The organism is Pseudomonas sp. AM4(2022) (assembly GCF_036346515.1).
Taxonomy (GTDB): domain Bacteria; phylum Pseudomonadota; class Gammaproteobacteria; order Pseudomonadales; family Pseudomonadaceae; genus Aquipseudomonas; species Aquipseudomonas paracarnis.
The window spans coordinates 1-18,185 of sequence record NZ_JAOTNW010000018.1; the positions used below are offsets into that span (position 1 = coordinate 1).

An 18,185-nucleotide genomic window follows, 5' to 3' on the forward strand; every position below is an offset into this window, starting at 1 on the left:
CGGGGCGCTTTAGATCAAGAGCAAGATCAAGAGCGACTCGCTTCGCATCGTGGTTACCGTTGGCTGCTACGGAGTTGTGTAATACCTATTGTTTGGTGGCGCCAACCCCCATCTCCAAGCCTTTGAAAGAATTTTCCTACAGGTGTTGACCTTGCCACTACGGGAACCTTTAGGCTTTTTTCCGAGTATGCCCAACCACAAAAACAAGATTCAGGGGTTATCAATGGATACTGCTGCCCTGCAACAACGCTCGGATTCCGATCTGTTCACCACCGCCTCGCGGCTGATGGCGAATGCCTTGGAACCTGGCGCCAACTACACCCAGGTCACCCGCGCGCTGGAAGCGCTGCTCGCACTGACTCGGCAAGGCCTGGCGGGAGACGCCGACGCCTACGCGCATTACCAGTCAGCCCTGCTGCAACTGCACATTTCAGGTGACCCGCGCACCGAGCCGACCCGGCGCTGGATGGCCAGCGAGGTCTACCGCGTCGAAGATGAGTTCGCCGCCGACGTGCCGGGCTTTAAAGTGTTGCCGGCGGACGAGTTCCGTCAGCAGGTCGACGCTGAAATCGCCGCACGTAGCCGGGTCAACCACCCCATGTCGGTGCACCTGTTCCAAGGGACGCCGCCGGTGCAGGATGTGCGCTTCTTCCTGGCGCATCACTGGACCCGTTCCTACAACTTCTACAGCCTGCTGGCCGAACTGGCCTTCCGTTTCGAAGCCATCGAAGACGCCTCGGTGTTTTACCGCAACCTGTACGGCGAAGCAGGGGCTGAGACACCGGAGCGTTCGCACCCGGCGATGCTCGCCCATCTGATGGAGTATTTCGATATTCCGCTGGCCATCGATTTCCCCGCGTTGCACCCGCTGGAAAAGGCCTACCTGAATAATCGCATTCGTTGCGTGCGCCACACCGATGTCGCCTGGGGCCTTGCGCTGCTCTATGCGGTGGAGTCTGTCAGTTGCGTCAACCATCGGCGCATCTACGAGCTGTTGCAGCGCCTCGACGTTCCAGAGCAGCCCAGCGAATTCCACCGCTTGCATGGCACCCAGGATGAGATCGACACCGAGGAAATGTGGGCACTGATTGCCAAGTTCGCCAGCGAGGAGGGCTTTCAGCGCACGTTCATGCGCGCACTCAAGCGCCACTTCGAAATCAACAAGGCCTACTTCGACAGCCTGTGGCAGCAGATGCAGACCCAACGCCTGTCTGCCTGAACGAACTGCGATCTGAAAACAAAAATAATGGAGCACATGATGAGCCCACGTAATTTTTCCCTGTCGCAATTGCAGAATATTCACACGGCCGAAGCCCGTCTGTTGGCGGAAGCCTTGAAGCCGGACGCGACGTTCAATCGCATCGAAATTGCCGCCAATATGCTGCGCGCCTTGTGCGAGACCGGCCAACGTGGCGACGCCGCCAATGCAGCGCAGTGCCAGCAACTGCTATACATCCTGTCGCTGAGCGATGACGTGGCCACCGCTTCGACCCGGCGCTGGCTGGCCAATGCCATCTATAGCGTGCAAGAGCGTTTCATGCCGTCAGCCGACCTGGCATCGCCCTTGTCCGAGGCCGGTTTCCAGCAGCGCCTGGAAGAGCAGATTGCCGCGCAGTCGCGGGAAAACCATCCGATGTCGCAGTATGTGTTTGAAGGCAAAGCCTCTCGCGAGCAACTGCAGGTGTTCTTGCGCCACCAATGGTTCCGCACATACCGCCTGTACCGGGACGCCGCCGACCTGTTGGTTAACCTGACTGATGTGGACGAGGCGGCCGCCCTGGCGCGTTATCTCTACGGCGAGTTGGGCGAAGAAGACGAGCGGCGCTCCCACCCGCGCCTGTTAGCCAAGCTGCTTGCGGCCGTGGGCCTGAATGCCGATTTCGAGGCGCTCTCGACGATGCCCGAGGAAATCGCCTACCTCAACAACCGCGCACGCTGTTTCCGCAACCCCGATGTCGGCTGGGGCCTGGCGGTGTTCTACATCACCGAACTGGTGGTGCCGGGTAACCACGGCAAGCTGTACAGCGCCCTGCGCAACGCGGGCTTGAGCCAGGATGATGCGGAGTACTACGAAGTGCATATCAGCCTGGTGCCGCCGCGGGCCAAGCGTGAATGGGCGCTGATCTCACGGCGTATTCCGGACCTGGGGTTCCAGAATGCGTTCCTGACGTCACTGGCCGAGCACTTCCGGCTGGAGCGGGCTTACTACGATGCAGTCTGGGAAGAAGTACAACGCGTGAAGTAGCCCTCCCTGGACAACCCGAGTAACCCGACATGCCAAGTCATATCACCGAATCCCGTATCCACGGGGGCGCTTACTCGTCTCCGGAATTTGCTGCGATCTTCTCTGATACCAATCAGGTGCAGAAGTGGCTCGATGTTGAAACAGCGCTGGCGGCGACCCAGGCGCAAATGGGCATTATCCCCCACGAGGCCGCCCGGGAAATTGCCCGGGTGGCCAGCGTGGAACTGCTGGACCTCGACGCGTTGGGGCGCGAGGGTCTGGAAACCGGGCACATCCTGGTGCCGACCCTGCGCGCCTTGCAAGGGTTATGTGCCGATGGGCTGGGCGAATACGTGCATTACGGCGTGACCACCCAGGACATCCTCGACACCGGGCTGATCCTGCAAATCCGCGATGCCTGGGGCCTGGTGGTGCAGCGTTTGCGCGGGATCCGTGGGCATCTGCTCACGCTCGCCCTGCGCCATAAGCACACGCCGATGGTCGCCAGGACCCATGGGCAACACGCACTGCCCACCACGTTCGGCTACAAGGTGGCGGTGTGGGTCGATGAGATTGATCGACACCTTGAACGCTTTGACGAAGCTTACGCCCGGGTGATGGTCGGCAACCTGACCGGCGCCGTGGGTACCCTGGCCGGGCTTGGCCCGCAGGGTTTGGACGTGCAGCGCCGCACCTTGGAAAGCCTCGGCCTGGCGGCGCCGTTGAGCAGTTGGCACAGCGCCCGCGACCGCATCCTGGAAGCGGCGTGGTTGCTGGTGCAGGCGTCGGCGACGTTGGGGCGTGTCGCCAATGAGATCTACCACCTGCAGCGCACCGAGATCGACGAAGTGCGCGAGGGGCGGCGAGCCGGGCAAGTGGGGAGTAGCACCATGCCCCACAAGCAAAACCCATCGACGGTGGACCTGATCAGCGCGCTGTCACGGCTGGTGCGTGCGCAGATGGTTGCGCTGACCGATGCGGCTTTCCAGATGCACGAGCGTGACGGCACCACCTGGCGCATCGAATGGGCGGCCTTACCCGAGCTGTTCATTTACGCCGGTGCGTTGCTCGCTCGTATGGAAGGCTTGTTGCTGGCTGGGTTGGAGGTGCGTGAAGCGCGCATGCGCAGCAACCTGGATTTGTTGGGCGGGCTGATCCTGTCGGAGCGCGTGATGCTCGCGCTGGCGCCTCGGTGTGGCAAGCAGACGGCCCATCACCTGGTGCACGACATCGCCCTGCAGGCCCAAGACGCGGGCGTTTGCTTTCGCGACGCGCTGCTTGGCGACCCTCGGCTGCGCGGTTGTTTCAGCCCGCAAACGCTCGATGACTTGCTTGACCCGACAGCCTACACAGGGCTGGCGGCGGAGATGGTCGATCTGGTGGCAACTAAAGCACGACCTCGCGCTTCAGGCGTTGGTGCTGAAGCAGTGATGGCAACCCAAGGCAATACCAGTCAGTCCCTGTACGCTACGGAGGGTATGTGATGGATGCGCAAACTTTGGAAACGACAGCCCGTGCGTCTTGCACCGCACGTTCGGACCAACCAGGTTTTGATCATGACGGCGAGCAATGCCGCCACGAACACAGCCACATCCTCGATTCGAAAACCCACGGTTCGGGTTATGCCGGCCCGCAGAGCCGCAAGATTTTTTGCAGTCATTGTCGCCTGCAACGTTGGCTGGACGTGGAAGCCGCGCTGGCCATGGCCCAGGCCGATGTCAATATCATCCCGCGCGAGGCGGCCCTGGAGATCGAAAAGGCCGCGTTGCTATCGGGCATCAATGTGCGCCAACTGGCCGAGGGCGTGGCTGCCACTGGGCATTCGCTGATGCCATTGCTGAGCGCCCTGCAAAAAAATTGCAGCCCCAGTGCCCGTGAATACGTGCATTACGGCGCTACCACCCAAGATATCCAGGACACCGCCCAGTCCCTGGAGATGCGCGATGTTCTGGATGCGATGGACCAGGCCCTGGAGACGTTGCTGGGCAAGTTGTCGACCCTGGCCGATGCGCACCGTGACTCGCTAATGGTCGCCAGGACCCACTCGATTCCCGCCTTGCCGACCACCTTCGGGCTGAAGGTCGCCGGCTGGATCGATGAGCTGTTGCGCCATCAGCAGCGCTTGGCCGAAGCTCGTCAGCGTGTACTGGTGGTGCAACTGTTCGGCGGGGTCGGCACCATGGCGGCGTTCGGCCCGGACGCCATGCCGATGCTGGAGCGTTTTGCCCAGCGCTTGTCGCTGCAAGTGCCCCTGACGGGCTGGCATGTGTCCCGTGACCGCGTTGCGGAGTTCGTCAGCACCCTGGCCATGGTCACCGCCTCCTTGGCCCGCGTAGCCGATGAAATCCGTACGCTCAATCGCTGGGAAATCGCTGAAGTGGAAGTGGGCTGGAGCGACCAGCAGATCGGCAGCAGCACCATGCCGCACAAACGCAACCCCGAAGGCTGTGAGCAGGTGGTGGTGCTGGCGCGGCTGGCCAAGGCCCAGGTCATGCTCGCGCTGGACGCGATGATTCTTGAGCATGAGCGCGATTACCGCGGTACGCGGTTGGAGTGGTGCGCGGTCGCGGACGTTTCCCACTATGCGCTGATGGCGCTCTCGATTCTGACCGAGACCATCGAGGGGCTCACCGTGAATGTGCAGAAGATGGAAGGCACCGCCCAGGCGTATGGCGATGCCATCTGCACCGAAGCGGTGGTGTTCGAAATGGCGCGCAAGCTGGGCAAGAGCAGCGCCTACCAGATCATCTTCGAAGTGTCCCAGGCCAGCCAGCGCAACCACGTGTCGATCCGCGAGGCAATCGAGGCCGATGCGCGGGTGCTTGCGGTCATGAATGACGGCGTCCTGGCACGGCTGTTCGAGCCTAGGACCCACCTGGGGATGTCCGAACGCATCGTCGACAACGTGCTGGCCAAACTCGCAGCCCGTTAATCACTGATCTCTGAACAGACTTGCAAATTCATCAAGGAGCGACAGATGTCCAACGTTATGGAAGTTGATAAAGCCAAGGTCCAACAGTTCTCGGCGCGCATCATGGAGGATTACGGCAACACGCTGCGCGGCGCGATGCTCTACATCGGCGACCAACTCGGCTTGTTCAAGGCATTGGCCGACGGCCAGGCGGTGACCCTGGAAGAGTTGGCGCACAAGACCGGCTACAACGCGCGTTACTTGCGTGAATGGCTGGGCAGCATGGCCACCGGCAATTATGTGACCTACGACGCGCAAACCCGCCGCTACCAGATGCCGGCTGAATTTGTGCCGGTACTGGCCGATGAAGACTCGCCGTATTTCGCCGGCGGCATCATTCAGCTGAGCGTGCCGTTCGTGAGCATGGCGCCCAAGGTCATCGAAGCCTTCCGCCATGGTGGTGGCTGCGCTGAAGAGGCGTTCCCGTTGGAAACCTGGAAAGGCATGGAGCGCATGACCATGCCCTGGTACAAGCACTATTTGGTTCAGCACTGGATTCCGTCCCTGGACGGCGTCGAAGAGAAGCTCAAGACCGGCGGCAGTGTGCTGGATTTCGGTTGCGGTGCGGGCTTGGCGGCGATCACTATGGCCAAGGCCTACCCCGAGGCGCGCATTGTCGGCTGTGACTTCCACCTACCTTCCATCGAGTTGGCGCGGGCCAACGCCGAGGCGGCCGGTGTAGGTGACCGGGTGCAATTCGAGGTGAACGACTCCGATGCCTTGCGCGGCCAGCAATTCGACTTCGTGACCACCTTTGTGGTGATCCACGATGCCACCGACCCTCAGCAGATGCTCAAGGACCTGCGCGCCGCTACGGCCGAAGACGGCACCTACCTGATGGTGGAGCTCAACCTGTCCGAAGAACTGCACGAGAACATGAACCTGTTCGGGCGCGTCATGTACCCGCAGAGCACCCTCTATTGCATGACCTGTTCGCTGTCCCATGGCGGCGCCGGGCTGGGGGCGTTCATGGGCGAGAAGCGTGCCCGCCAGATGGCTGAAGCAGCCGGGTTCAGCCGCTTTCGCAAAGTGCCCTCGGAGTGGCCACCGATGCCGGCGCTGTTCGAACTCAAGCCTTGATAGAAAGCATCCGCGAGTCGCTTTGCGTAGTAAGGCAATTTAATGGCCCCTTTGTAACAAAATCCTCGCCAAAATCACTTTTATTTTCAGGTGGTTAGGTGAGGATGCAAATGCGCTCTGTGGGAATGATGCTGATTGCCTGCTCCCTGGCCGGCGGCGCGACTGTCGCGCAGGCCAGGGAATTGCGCGAGGGTGACAAGTACATGTGCAGTTGGGGCGCAGGCACGGCCGCCAGGGCCCAGGAACTCAAGTTATCCGGCGTTTCGCTGTACGCGGCCCGGCAGAAGATCCAGACCCTCAAGTTCAGCAAATCGTGGATGCGCATGATGGCCATGGGGATCACCGAGCAGACCTATGACAGCCGCTCAAGGCTCAAGCCCGAGGCGATTCGTCAAAGCTTTTACCAGGATTGCCTGCGCTACAAGGTCGCGCGCAAGTAATTCGTAGCCCCGCACCAGCCGTGGGGCCTTTACAAATCCACGACAACCCCCGTGTGAGTATTTGCATACAATTGCGCACTTCTTCATGGAGGCCGGTATGCAAGTACTGATTCGAACGGCGACACCTGATGACGTCGACACGCTGTGCGCGATTCGCACCTCGGTGGTGCAAAACCACCTGAGCCTTGAACAGATGGCTGGCCTGGGGATTACCCCGCAGGTATTGAGCGACACGTTGCGCGCAGCACCTTGCGGCTGGATCGCGGAAGTGGACGGCCAGGCGGCGGGGTTTTCCATGGTCGACCTGGATGAAGGTGAAGTGTTCGCGATGTTCGTGCTGCCATCGCACGAGAAGCTTGGCCTGGGCCGTCAACTGATGGCGTTGGCCGAGGCGGCCCTGTTTGAGCGCCACGACAGGCTCTACCTGGTGACTGATGGGCGTGATGAGATCCGGGCCAATGGGTTCTATCAGCGCCTGGGCTGGTCCGTCGTGGGCCCGGTCGATGGCGATGATGTGCGTTATGAAAAGAGCCGGGTGCCGTAAGGCCATGAATGCCCCAGCCCCTTCATCGTCCAACAGCTTGCGCTACTTCGCGGTGGGGGTGCTGGTTGTCGCCGTGTTACTGGGGTTCTATTTTGTTCAGCTCAACGCCAAGGTCGACCGCCAACGTGAAGAAGCCGCTGAACGTTTGGCGCTGTGTCGTCACCTGGAGGCTGTGGTGGGCGCCACCGCTTCGAGTCGTGAGGCCCTTCAAGAAACGTGCAAGCAATTAAGTGAACAATTACTTAAAAATACGGCACCGGATCAATAGCCCTTTTTTATACGTGGGTTTATACCCGTTACTTGCACCAAAAAGTAGCACGACTACCGCCTTCCACCTTAAAAAACATGTGGTTATTGAATGACTTACGACGCTTTCAATCCGACGAAAGGATTAAAATAATCTTGTTACATGTTTTTACAATCGTTACTATAGCCGGGCGTTCACCTCCCACGGTTTATGCATTTTTAAATCCCAAGTTTCCATCAGCTACTTGGGATTTTTTTTGCCCGCGATTTAATCTCGGCCCGCAGTACATGAATTTTTACGCCGGACAAAATGAGGGCTGGCTAACACTTTTGCATTAATTGTCCGGTGGCCGGCAAAACCTTATCTATGCTGCTTGCATCACCTCAATCGGGTAGAACCCAGGGACGGGGGGCTGATCATGATTTCCATCACCGAATTCAACCGCATCATGGCCTCAGGCTTCCTTCCGCTTGCGTGTGAGTGCTGCCTGAACAGCGACGGCTCGCTGCGCATCAGCGTGTTCGAGCCCACGTCCGGCCGTGTCGACTTGTTGCTGACCCGTGTATCGCCCCAGGGCCTGGACAGCATCCGTGCCATCGCCAACCTGATTGGTGAGTTGCGTACCGAGATAAAGGCCGGGCGCCGTGGGTTCGCGGCGGTGGTTTAGCGGCTGTCCAGGGCGTCAGAGGCGCCGCAGGAAGGATTTGACGATGTGGCGGGTGGCGTCTGTGGTGTCCAGCTCGTCCAGGGCGCTGTAGGCGTACCACTGGCAATCGACAATCTCATTGCACGGCCGTGCCTCGTCGATATTGACCACCGAGGCCTCAAACACATGGTGGACGGTGTCGCGGGCCTTGAGCTCCTGCAGGTACAACAAGCCGTCCACGTTTAACCCGGTTTCTTCTTCCAGTTCGCGTTCCGCCGCGCCTACCGGGCGCTCGTCCGCTTCTACTTTCCCGCCGGGCAATGCCCATTTTGATCTGGCCTTGCGCACGAAGAGGATATGCCCCTCATGTTCGCAAATGACGGTTGCCCTAATTTTCATCGAATGTGCCCCCGTGCCGGATGAATGTCATAAAAGTGTAATGCAATTGTCATGCTAAGTGGTTATGGCGCGCCAGGGCCGGTATGTGGATACTGCCCGATTGACGAATACGACCGAGGACATTAGATGAAGACCATACGCTGGGGCATGATCGGCTGTGGCAGTGTCACTGAATTGAAGAGTGGACCGGCTTTCTATAAGGCGCCAGGTTCGGCATTGGTCGCCGTGATGGGGCGGCGTGCCGAGGCGGTGCGCGATTATGCGGCGCGCCATGGTATTGCCCGTTGCTATACCGACGCCCAGGCTTTGATCGATGACCCCGAGGTGGATGCGGTCTACATCGCCACTCCACCCGACAGCCATCTTGAATACGCCTTGAGGGTGGCGGCGGCGGGCAAGCATTGCTGCGTCGAAAAGCCGATGTCGCTGAATGCTGAACAGAGCGCGTTGATGCAGCGCACATTTGAGCGCGCCGGGCTGCACCTGTTTGTTTCTTATTACCGGCGTTCATTGCCACGCTTCCAGCAAGTGCGCACCTGGCTGCAGGAAGGGCGTATCGGTGAGCTGCGCCATCTGAGCTGGACTTTGTGCAAACCCGCTGCCGTAACAGACACCGACGCCACCAATTGGCGCACCGACCCGGCCATTGCCGGTGGCGGCTACTTTGCCGACCTGGCCAGCCATGGGTTCGACCTGTTCCAGTACCTGGCCGGGGACATCGTCGAGGTCTCAGGCTTTTCCGCACGACAGGCGGGACGCTACGCGGCAGAAGACGCAGTGACGGCCTGCTGGACATTTGCCAGCGGTGCATTGGGCATGGGCTGCTGGAATTTTGTGGCGGACCGCCGCGAAGACCGGGTCGAACTGATCGGCAGTCGCGGCCGTATTCAGTTTTCGGTGTTCGAGGACCAGCCGCTGCGTCTTGAAGGCGAGACCACCGAGGTGTTGGACGTGCCGTGTCACACCCATATTCAATGGCACCATGTCCTGAACATGAATGCGCATATTCGTGGCGAGGCCGAACATCCGTCGCTGGCCATCGAAGCGCTGAAGACCGATATCATCCTGGACAAGGTGTTACACCGTTACTCCCAGCATCCCTAGTCGTGGCGATAGCGTAAGGCTTCACTCTTTTAAAGGAATACCGGGATGAAATACTGGATGGTGGTGTGGCTGCTGATGGCCACCGCGACAACGGCGGCGCCACGCAGCCAAGGGCAGTCGGGCGAGTTTGATTTCTATGTGCTATCGCTCTCGTGGTCACCCACGTTTTGCCTCACGCACCCAGGCAACGAGCAATGCTCAGGTAAAGGCTACGGCTTTGTGCTGCATGGTTTGTGGCCGCAATACGCGCGGGGAGGGTGGCCGGCGTCCTGTACACCGCAGACGCGCTTGAGCGAGGCAGAAATGGACAAGGGCGCGGCGCTGTTTCCCACCCGCGCGCTGCTCAAGCATGAGTGGGCCAAGCATGGCACCTGCAGTGGGCTCGAACCGTTGGAATATCTGGAGAAGACCGATGTGGCGCTTGGCGCGGTGGTGATCCCGCAGCAGTTGCAACCGTTTAATACGCCGCCGTCATTGCAGGCCAGTGAGATCGAGGCGCTGTTTCGCGAGAGCAACCCGCGTATGGGCAATCACGGGATAGCGGTGATCTGCAAGGGAAAGGTGTTGTCGGAGGTACGGGTGTGCCTGACCAAGGACCTGGCCTTTGCCGGTTGCCCGCGCAGTGTGAAAAGCCAATGCCGTGGGGGCGATATTCGTATTCCCGCGCAGCGTTGAGCTGCGCAATCGTCTAGAACTCGCCGGAATACTTCACCGCAGCTGCAGCGCGCGAGGGGACATTCAGGCTGCGCAACAATGACGACACATGGATACGCACGGTAAACGGCGAGATATTCAGGGCCTTGGCAATTTCCTTGTTGGTCTTGCCCTGGGCAATCAGGCGCAGCACTTCCTGCTGGCGGGTGGTGAGGGTGTGGGTGTCGAGGGGCAGCAGGCCTGAAGGGGCGAATTTGACCAGCACTTCGCCTTCGCGGATCGCCAGCAGGGCCTGGCCGATCTCGTCCGGGGCGATGTTCTTGCCGATAAAACCGTCGGCGCCCAGGGCCATGACCTGTTCGATCAGCGCGGGGTCATCGACCATCGACACCAGGACCAACGTGGTGCGTTTCAGTTGCTGGCGCAGTTCGACCAGTTGGCTGATGCAGGTCAGGCCGGGAAAGCGCAAATCGAGGATCAAGGTATCGACCTCGCCCGCTTCGCACAGCAACGCATTCACCGTGGCCAGGTCGCCGGCCTCCTGCACCACCGCGCCCGGCAGCAGGCGCTGCACGGTGCGCATCATGCCTTCGCGAAACATGGGGTGATCGTCGGCGATGATGATTCGGCCGGTCATGGCGAGCTCCTTCCTGGGGCAAGGTTGTGTCGAGGCATGCTAATTTATTTACCGTCGGTGTAGGAGCGAGCTTGCTCGCGAAGCACGCACAGGCACCGCGTACTTCCAGGTTAAACGCGTTATCGTTGACGTTTTTCGCGAGCAAGCTCGCTCCTACAGATGATAGGTCAGGGATATGACGATGAGTCTTGAGACCAACTCCGAACTCGATCAGGCTAACCTGCGTATCGTGGTGGCCACCATCGCCATTGTGTATATAAGCCTGCTGGGTTTCCTTCCTGGGCAATCGTTGGATACCTACTTGCCGGTGATCCTCTATATCTTCCTGTTCCTGCTGGCATCCATCGTATTGCGCCAGGTGATCGCACGCTGGCCCGGGCATTATTCGGCGCGGCGGATCTTCGGCATGATCCACGACTACACCGGTACTTCGTTCGGCCTGGTGGTGGGCGGTGAAGCGGCGTTGCCGCTGTATGCGGTGATGGTCTGGGTGAACCTGGGCAACGGCATGCGCTACGGTTCGCGCTACCTGGCGATTGCCACGGGGCTGGCGTTGCTGGCGTTGTTGATCGTGTACCAACTCACGCCGCTGTGGCAGGCGCAACCATTCATGATGCTGATGCTGATGATCACCAGCACGGTGATCCCGGTGTATGCGCATATTCTGCTGGAGCGCACGCGCAAGGCCTCCGAGCAAGCCATCGCCGCGAACCTGGAAAAATCCCGTTTTCTCGCCCAGGCCAGCCATGACCTGCGCCAGCCGATCCACTCCATCGGCCTGTTCACCGCCTGCCTGCGCGAAGCCCGCTTGGGGGAGGACGAACAGCGCTTGGTGGACAATATCGACCGCTCGTTGCTTAACGTCTCGCAATTGTTCCGTTCGATTCTCGACCTCTACACCCTCGACAACGGGCGCCTGTTGCCCAAATACCAAGTGATCCACCTGGGCGACTTCCTTGCCGACCTGGTGCGCCAGAACGCCGAGGCTGCCCGCTGGGCGGGCGTGGAGCTGCGCCTGCGCCCCTGTGCCCACTGGGTGCTGGTTGATCCGGCCATGCTGGCGACCATGGTGCAGAACCTGCTCTCCAATTGCTTCAAATACGGCGCGCAACGACCGGTGCTGATCGGCGTGCGCATACGTGATAACGGGGTGGTGGTGCAGGTGCACGACCAGGGGCGGGGGATTGCCAGGGAGCATCTGTCAAAGGTCTTCGAAGAGTTTTATCGCGTGCGCCAGCTGCGTGACAAGGACGTTGAAGGCGTGGGCCTTGGGCTGTCCATCGTCAAGCGCCTGGGGCAATTGATGGGGTTGCAGGTGAGCCTGCGTTCGCGGGTGGGCCATGGTACCTCAGTGAGTCTGCATGGCCTGGCCTTGGCCACCGCGCCGCGTCAACCGGCAATGCGTGACGATGCTCGCCAGGCCGGTCTGCTCAGTGGCCTGAAAGTGTGCCTGGTGGAGGATGACTACAACGTGCTGCTCGCCACCCAAGCCTTGCTCGAGCGATGGGGGTGCGAGGTGCAGGCCGAGTCCACAGGGCAGGGCTTGGTCAGCGACTGCGACATCATCGTTGCCGATTACGACCTGGGCAACCATGCCACCGGCATTGAATGCATCGACCAGCTACGCGAGCAACGCGGCTGGGCGGTGCCAGCGCTGATCCTCACCGGGCACGATGTGGAGAAAATCCAGGCCGCGCTGCATGACCGTCAGATCGCTATCCTGTCCAAACCGGTACGCCCTGCGGAACTGCGCGGCACCCTGCGTGAGCTCAGCCAGGAAAAAATCACTGCATGAACGGTGTCAACCCATTACCTTTGGCGCCCTTGGGCATGCAGTAGGCCGCGGGCTTCATCAGGCCGAAGCTGGCAATCGCGAACGCGCCGCCGCTGGCGCCGCTGGGCACGGAGCAGTTGTACTCGCCGGAGGCTGTGTTAGCGACGTAGTAGGTGGTCATGGAGTCGCTGCGCACGTTGGAGATACGTTTTACCGGCTCGCCCAGATTGGTTTCCGACAGCTTCTTGAGATGATCTTCGGTGGGTTTGATATTGCTGCAACCGGCGACGCCGATGATCAAGGCGCCCAGCAGGGCAAGACGAGTGACAGGGGAGTGGCGTTTCATAGTGCTTCTTCCTTGGGGTTGTTTTGGTTTTTCCAACGCGCAACGAACCCGCGCGCACTGAATGCGCGGTGTGGGTGAGAACGTTGGAAGTGCCGCGGAATATAGCGCCGCCGTGGGGTAGGGTCGATTAGCACAAATGGGCTAATGGCAGTTTGAGGTCATGGAAGGAGCTTGAGATGCTGGAGATAAAACGCGCCACGCCGGACGACGCCGAGCGTGCGTTTGAGATTCGTCGTGAGGCCATTCGCGGCCAATGCATTGGCGCCTATAGCGCTGAACAAATGGCGCTCTGGACCCGAGGTCGCGCCAGCGATGGCTACAGCGTGTTGATGGAAAAACAGTTCTACATGGGATGGTTCAATGGCGAGCCTGTCGCCACGGGCATGCTGGATCTTGCCAGCCATGAAATCGGAGCCTTGTTTGTATTGCCCGTATTCAGCGGGCGAGGGTTTGGCAAAGCGATGCTTGCTCACTTGGAGCGTATGGCGCAGCAGCAGGCGATTGAACAGGTTGTGCTGGATGCGACACTGAACGCGGTGAGTTTTTATAGAGCGTGCGGGTATGTGGGCGATGAGCAGGCGGTATACCGCTCGCCGTCCGGGTTGGTGCTGGCGTGTGTACCGATGGTGAAGCAATTGCGGGTTATGACTCCCGTTTGAATGCAGCGCGCAATTGCTCGATCACAAGCTCTATTCCTGGCCCTTGAGTCGGCGGTGGGGTGGGGCTCTCGCCAAACTCGCGCCATACGAACAAGGTCAGTTCAGCGCCATCGGTCATGGGCTCGAGGGGTTGCGTACCGAAAGCGCTCAGCGAGCGATAGCGTTCGTCCCGCCAGAACGCTTGCTCTACCCAGTCATAGACGGGGATGCAATGAAAATGCAGCGGCAAGCCCGCAACATGGCCGTAACGGCTGATATACAGCCATTTCGGCTGGAGCTGGGTTTGCATCACCCGCTGGATAGTGGCGAGCAGGCCACCCAGTTCGGCCAGCGCGGCTTCAGGCATGTCGGGGAGGGCGTCAATCGGCGCCCTGGCGCCCAGCATCAGGTAACCGGGCAGCTTCGAGGTCAGGTGGTGGTTGAGCTGCCAGTGCTCGGTCTGGTGGAGGATAAAGGCTGGGTTGATTTGCATGCGCACGGGGCCCTGTCGGTTGGAGTGGCAGGATACCAAGGGTGAGGCGGTGTCATCCCCTCCAAGTGGTCACGCGCTGCACCTGTGGCGAGGGAGCTTGCTCCCGTGACGCCCTGACAGCCAGCGCTGATATAACTGACGCGCAGCGATCCAAACGTAAGGGCTTGCCTGCGATAGCTGTCTGACAGCCGACGCCTATCTACCTGACACCCCAACGATCCAGATGTGGGAGCTGGCTTGCCTGCGATGGCGGCCTGAAAACCGACGCCTATCTACCTGACACCCCAACGATCCCACTGTGGGAGCGGGCTTGCTCGCGAAGGTGGCCTGACAGTCAACACAGTTGGATTGTGTACATATCCATTCCTGCGGTAACGGCCACCTAGGGTTCCGCTCTGACAGCGGGTCACTTTCGAAAAGCGCGAAAGTAACCAAAGCGCTCTTGCCCCACCACTCGGCACCTCGCTTGGGCTCGGTGTGCCCGTAATCCGCCAGTGATTTGGGGGGCCGCCGCCACGCGCCATCCATGGCGCGGGGCGGCTAAACCGGCATCCCTGCCGGTTTACCCCCCAAATCCCTGTCGAATTCCGGCCAGCGTGGTTTGATGGGGCGCTTAAGATCAAGAGCAAGATCAAGAGCGGCTCGCTTCGCATCGTGGTTACCAGGGGGCAGCACATTCGACATCTCTGTCGATTGAACGGACGCCATCGCAGGCAAGCCAGCTCCCACAGTTGAGCGCGGAGCGTCAGGTAGATAGGTGTCGGTTGGGAGGGCGTCATTGCAAGCCAGCCTCCACGGTTTGATCGTGGGGGCATCAATCAGATCAGCGTCAATTTCTGAAGCACCCAGGGGCATTTTCTTCAATACCCTCGTCGCCCGGCGCGTTACCGTGATCTCAACATCGTTGGCATCACACAAGGAACTGTAATGAGCTTGATCCTCTCCATGGCCGCTTTTGCCTTGGCCACGTCCATCACGCCCGGCCCCGTCAATGTGGTTGCTTTAAGTGCCGGCGCGCGTTTCGGTTTTGTCGCCAGCCAGAAACATGTGTTGGGCGCCGCCGTAGGTTTCACCTTATTGCTGATACTGATCGGCCTGGGGCTGCATGAAGTGCTGGTGCGCTGGCCGATCCTGATCCAATTGATCCGCTGGGGCGGAGTCGCGTTCCTGTTGTATATGGCGTGGAAACTCGCCGTGGACGATGGTCGGCTGGACGCTGACGGTGCCGACACCGCGCCGTCGATGCTGTATGGCGCGATCATGCAGTGGCTCAACCCGAAAGCCTGGCTGGCGTGTGTGGCAGGCATGGGGTTGTTTGTGGCTGATGGCGATGCGGCGCAGGTGTGGTTGTTTGCCGCGCTTTACCTGGTGATCTGCTACCTGTCGGTGGCGTGCTGGGCGTATGCGGGGTCTTTTTTACGCCGCTACTTGAACAACCCCAAAGGTGTGCGGCTGTTCAACCGCTCAATGGCCGCGTTGCTGGTGGCCAGTGTGGGTTATTTGCTGATGGCTTGAGGTTCTCGCGGTATTGCCCCGGCGTGGCCGCGAAGTGTTGTTTGAAGGTGCGCTGGAAGTGCGCCTGGTCGGCAAAGCCCGCGGCCAGGGCGACGTCGGCAATCAGTGCGCCATTGCGCAGTTGGCTGCGGGCGAACTGGATGCGCCGGTTGACCATGAAGGCGTGGGGCGTCAAGCCGTAATACTGCTTGAATGCGCGGATCAGGTAAGACGGCGACAGGTCGGCAGCCTGGCAAATGTCTTCGAGTTTCAAGGCCTGTGTGCAGTAAGCGCGGATGTAGTCGGCGGCGCGTTCGAGTTTGTGGTTGACCTCGCGTACCGGTGCCAATGAAGGGTTCAGGCGCTGTTGCACCTCGGTGAAGTAACTCACCAGCGCGCTCTGTTTTTGCAGCAGTTCGGCCTGTTCATCCACTAGCGTGTGGTACAGGTCGAGCAAGCCGTGGTACAGCGCGGTGTCGCGGGTATGGGGTGTGTCGAATGGCCGGTAGCCCTGGTCGGTACTGAACCCCAGCTGGTATTGCAGGTCGGTCAGCCAGGGCGTGTCGAGGTACAGCATGTGGTAGGACCAGGGCTGGTCATGGATGGGGTTGCACGCATGCACATCGCCTGGGTTCATCAGCACCACGGTGCCGGCGCTGATTTCGAAGGTGTGCGCGCCGTAGTGGTAATAGCTGCAGCCCGTGGTGATCGCGCCGATGGAAAAATGCTCATGGGCGTGCCGGGTGTAGGTGACCTTGCGCCCGTCGGCGATGGTACGCGCTTCGATGAACGGCAGGCGTTCGTCGCGCCAGAAGCGCGGCGTGTCTGTGGGGCGGGCGATAGGGTTGAGCGTCATGGCGTCAGTTCTCCTGCATGTGCACCCGCGTTACGTCAGGCCGGCACCAAAAAAGCCGCCTTGAGCAACTGCCGGGTATAGGCATGTTGCGGGTCGGCAAAAATAGCCTGGGCGTCGCCTTGCTCCACCACATGGCCTTGCTTGACCACCATCAATTGGTGACTCAGCGCCTTCACCACTGCCAGGTCATGGCTGATAAACAGGTAGGTCAGGTTGTACTTGGCCTGCAAGCCGCGCAGCAACTCTACCACCTGGCGTTGTACCGTGCGGTCCAGGGCCGAGGTGGGTTCGTCCAGCAGGATCAGGCGCGGCTTGAGCACCAGCGCTCGGGCGATGGCGATGCGTTGGCGCTGGCCGCCGGAGAATTCATGGGGGTAGCGATGCCGGGATTCGGGGTCCAGGCCCACCTCCTTGAGCGCTGCGATAATCGCCGCTTCCTGTTCGGCGAGCGTACCTATCTTGTGGATGCGCAGGCCTTCGCCAACGATCTCGCTGACGCACATGCGCGGGCTCAGGCTACCGAAGGGGTCCTGGAACACCACCTGCATTTCCCGGCGCAACGGGCGCACCTGCTGTTGGCTGAGGCGGTCCAGTTGCTGGCCTTCGAAGCGAATCCCGCCCTGGCTGCCGATCAGGCGCAAAATCGCCAGGCCCAGGGTGGACTTACCCGAGCCACTCTCACCGACGATGCCCAGGGTTTGCCCCTGGGGCAGGCTGAAATTGATGCCGTCCACCGCCTTGACGTAATCCACGGTGTTGCGCAAAAAACCCTTCTTGATCGGGAACCAGACTTTCAGGTCGTCCACTTCCAGCAGCGGTGGGCCGACCGCGTTGTTGGCCGGCCCGCCACTGGGCTCCGCCGCGAGCAATTCCTGGGTGTAGGGATGCTGGGGCGACTGGAACAGTGTCTCGCAATCGGCCTGTTCAACGATGCAACCTTGCTGCATGACGCAAACGCGATGGGCGATGCGCCGTACCAGGTTGAGGTCGTGGCTGATCAGCAACAGCGCCATGCCCAGCCGCGCCTGCAGCTCCTTGAGCAATTCCAGGATCTTCAACTGCACGGTGACGTCGAGGGCCGTGGTCGGCTCATCCGCGATCAGCAACTCAGGCTCGTTGGCCAATGCCATGGCGATCATCACCCGCTGGCGCTGGCCGCCGGACAGCTCATGGGGCAGGGCCTTGAGGCGTTTGTGCGGTTCGGGGATGCCCACCAGTTCCAGCAATTCCAACGTGCGCTGGGTGGCGACCTTGCCGGTAAGCCCCTTGTGCAGCCCGAGCACTTCGTTGATCTGCTTTTCGATGGAGTGCAGCGGGTTCAGGGAGGTCATCGGCTCCTGGAAGATCATCGCAATGCGGTTGCCGCGTATATGCCGCAGGGTCTTCTCTTTGAGCGTCAGCAGGTCTTGCCCGGAATACTCGATAGTGCCAGACGGATGCCTGGCCAACGGGTAGGGTAGCAGGCGCAGGATCGAATGGGCGGTGACCGATTTGCCCGAACCGCTTTCGCCTACCAGCGCCAGGGTTTCGCCGCGCTTGATGTCGAAGCTCACGTGGTTGACCACCCGGTGATGATGCTCGCCGGTGACGAACTCGACACTGAGGTCGCGGATTTCGATCAGATTGTCCGGATTCATC

The 18,185-nt window shown here is 60.5% G+C and carries 20 protein-coding genes; 14 read left to right on the forward strand and 6 right to left on the reverse strand.

Features of this window, described 5'->3' with window-relative positions:
• The first annotated feature begins 223 nt into the window (after positions 1 to 223).
• From ODQ19_RS21490 to ODQ19_RS21530, 9 genes are all read left to right on the forward strand, one after another.
• Complete coding sequence (locus ODQ19_RS21490) at positions 224 to 1,219, forward strand: HOASN domain-containing protein (RefSeq protein ID WP_442962773.1); 996 nt, start codon at positions 224 to 226, stop codon at positions 1,217 to 1,219.
• 39 nt (positions 1,220 to 1,258) lie between these two features.
• On the forward strand, positions 1,259 to 2,245 hold the full coding sequence (locus ODQ19_RS21495) for an HOASN domain-containing protein (protein ID WP_116665737.1): 987 nt from the start codon (positions 1,259 to 1,261) through the stop codon (positions 2,243 to 2,245).
• 29 nt (positions 2,246 to 2,274) lie between these two features.
• Positions 2,275 to 3,708, forward strand: a complete 1,434-nt coding sequence (purB, locus tag ODQ19_RS21500) for an adenylosuccinate lyase (protein WP_330211139.1) — start codon at positions 2,275 to 2,277, stop codon at positions 3,706 to 3,708.
• On the forward strand, positions 3,708 to 5,156 hold the full coding sequence (locus ODQ19_RS21505) for a class-II fumarase/aspartase family protein (protein ID WP_330211140.1): 1,449 nt from the start codon (positions 3,708 to 3,710) through the stop codon (positions 5,154 to 5,156). Before purB ends, ODQ19_RS21505 begins: the two co-directional genes overlap by 1 nt.
• A 45-nt stretch (positions 5,157 to 5,201) precedes the next feature.
• The gene (locus tag ODQ19_RS21510) at positions 5,202 to 6,275 is read left to right on the forward strand and encodes a class I SAM-dependent methyltransferase (RefSeq protein WP_116665734.1); all 1,074 of its coding nucleotides are present in this window, start codon (positions 5,202 to 5,204) and stop codon (positions 6,273 to 6,275) included.
• 110 nt (positions 6,276 to 6,385) lie between these two features.
• The gene (locus tag ODQ19_RS21515) at positions 6,386 to 6,715 is read left to right on the forward strand and encodes a hypothetical protein (RefSeq protein ID WP_003191756.1); all 330 of its coding nucleotides are present in this window, start codon (positions 6,386 to 6,388) and stop codon (positions 6,713 to 6,715) included.
• A gap of 97 nt (positions 6,716 to 6,812) precedes the next feature.
• On the forward strand, positions 6,813 to 7,259 hold the full coding sequence (locus ODQ19_RS21520; RefSeq protein WP_330211141.1) for a GNAT family N-acetyltransferase: 447 nt from the start codon (positions 6,813 to 6,815) through the stop codon (positions 7,257 to 7,259).
• 4 nt (positions 7,260 to 7,263) lie between these two features.
• Positions 7,264 to 7,527 carry a hypothetical protein gene (locus ODQ19_RS21525; protein ID WP_116665732.1) on the forward strand — a complete coding sequence of 88 codons (264 nt, stop codon included), beginning with the start codon at positions 7,264 to 7,266 and terminating at the stop codon, positions 7,525 to 7,527.
• Positions 7,528 to 7,924: 397 nt separating this feature from the next.
• On the forward strand, positions 7,925 to 8,173 hold the full coding sequence (locus ODQ19_RS21530) for a DUF1652 domain-containing protein (protein WP_330211142.1): 249 nt from the start codon (positions 7,925 to 7,927) through the stop codon (positions 8,171 to 8,173).
• A gap of 15 nt (positions 8,174 to 8,188) precedes the next feature.
• Here the strand turns inward: ODQ19_RS21530 and ODQ19_RS21535 are convergent, their stop codons facing one another.
• On the reverse strand, positions 8,189 to 8,551 hold the full coding sequence (locus ODQ19_RS21535) for an NUDIX hydrolase (RefSeq protein ID WP_032896941.1): 363 nt from the start codon (positions 8,549 to 8,551) through the stop codon (positions 8,189 to 8,191).
• Positions 8,552 to 8,677: 126 nt separating this feature from the next.
• On the opposite strand from ODQ19_RS21535, the gene ODQ19_RS21540 reads away from it, so the two are divergent.
• Both ODQ19_RS21540 and ODQ19_RS21545 read left to right on the forward strand, forming a co-directional pair.
• Positions 8,678 to 9,655 (forward strand): Gfo/Idh/MocA family protein, encoded by a 978-nt coding sequence (locus ODQ19_RS21540; RefSeq protein ID WP_330211143.1) that lies wholly within the window; start codon positions 8,678 to 8,680, stop codon positions 9,653 to 9,655.
• Between the two features lie 45 nt (positions 9,656 to 9,700).
• Positions 9,701 to 10,330 carry a ribonuclease T2 family protein gene (locus ODQ19_RS21545; RefSeq protein WP_116665729.1) on the forward strand — a complete coding sequence of 210 codons (630 nt, stop codon included), beginning with the start codon at positions 9,701 to 9,703 and terminating at the stop codon, positions 10,328 to 10,330.
• Positions 10,331 to 10,343: 13 nt separating this feature from the next.
• Here ODQ19_RS21545 and ODQ19_RS21550 read toward each other — a convergent pair whose 3' ends face one another.
• A complete protein-coding gene (locus ODQ19_RS21550; protein ID WP_330211144.1) occupies positions 10,344 to 10,946 on the reverse strand; it encodes a response regulator transcription factor in 603 nt (200 codons plus the stop codon).
• Between the two features lie 181 nt (positions 10,947 to 11,127).
• On the opposite strand from ODQ19_RS21550, the gene ODQ19_RS21555 reads away from it, so the two are divergent.
• On the forward strand, positions 11,128 to 12,741 hold the full coding sequence (locus ODQ19_RS21555) for an ATP-binding response regulator (RefSeq protein WP_330211145.1): 1,614 nt from the start codon (positions 11,128 to 11,130) through the stop codon (positions 12,739 to 12,741).
• Here ODQ19_RS21555 and ODQ19_RS21560 read toward each other — a convergent pair.
• Positions 12,731 to 13,066 carry a hypothetical protein gene (locus ODQ19_RS21560; protein WP_116665726.1) on the reverse strand — a complete coding sequence of 112 codons (336 nt, stop codon included), beginning with the start codon at positions 13,064 to 13,066 and terminating at the stop codon, positions 12,731 to 12,733. The genes ODQ19_RS21555 and ODQ19_RS21560 overlap by 11 nt on opposite strands.
• 176 nt (positions 13,067 to 13,242) lie before the next feature.
• On the opposite strand from ODQ19_RS21560, the gene ODQ19_RS21565 reads away from it, so the two are divergent.
• A complete protein-coding gene (locus ODQ19_RS21565; protein WP_116665725.1) occupies positions 13,243 to 13,725 on the forward strand; it encodes a GNAT family N-acetyltransferase in 483 nt (160 codons plus the stop codon).
• Here the strand turns inward: ODQ19_RS21565 and ODQ19_RS21570 are convergent.
• Positions 13,709 to 14,197 carry an HIT family protein gene (locus ODQ19_RS21570; RefSeq protein ID WP_330211146.1) on the reverse strand — a complete coding sequence of 163 codons (489 nt, stop codon included), beginning with the start codon at positions 14,195 to 14,197 and terminating at the stop codon, positions 13,709 to 13,711. The two genes, ODQ19_RS21565 and ODQ19_RS21570, sit on opposite strands and share 17 nt — an antisense overlap.
• A gap of 927 nt (positions 14,198 to 15,124) precedes the next feature.
• On the opposite strand from ODQ19_RS21570, the gene ODQ19_RS21575 reads away from it, so the two are divergent.
• Complete coding sequence (locus ODQ19_RS21575; protein WP_330211147.1) at positions 15,125 to 15,712, forward strand: LysE family translocator; 588 nt, start codon at positions 15,125 to 15,127, stop codon at positions 15,710 to 15,712.
• On the opposite strand, the gene ODQ19_RS21580 is transcribed toward ODQ19_RS21575, so the two are convergent.
• Entirely contained in the window at positions 15,654 to 16,547 is an 894-nt protein-coding gene (locus ODQ19_RS21580; RefSeq protein ID WP_330211148.1) for a helix-turn-helix transcriptional regulator, read from the reverse strand. The two genes, ODQ19_RS21575 and ODQ19_RS21580, sit on opposite strands and share 59 nt — an antisense overlap.
• Positions 16,548 to 16,582: 35 nt before the next feature.
• Positions 16,583 to 18,184, reverse strand: a complete 1,602-nt coding sequence (locus ODQ19_RS21585) for an ABC transporter ATP-binding protein (RefSeq protein ID WP_330211149.1) — start codon at positions 18,182 to 18,184, stop codon at positions 16,583 to 16,585.
• Position 18,185 lies beyond the last annotated feature (1 nt).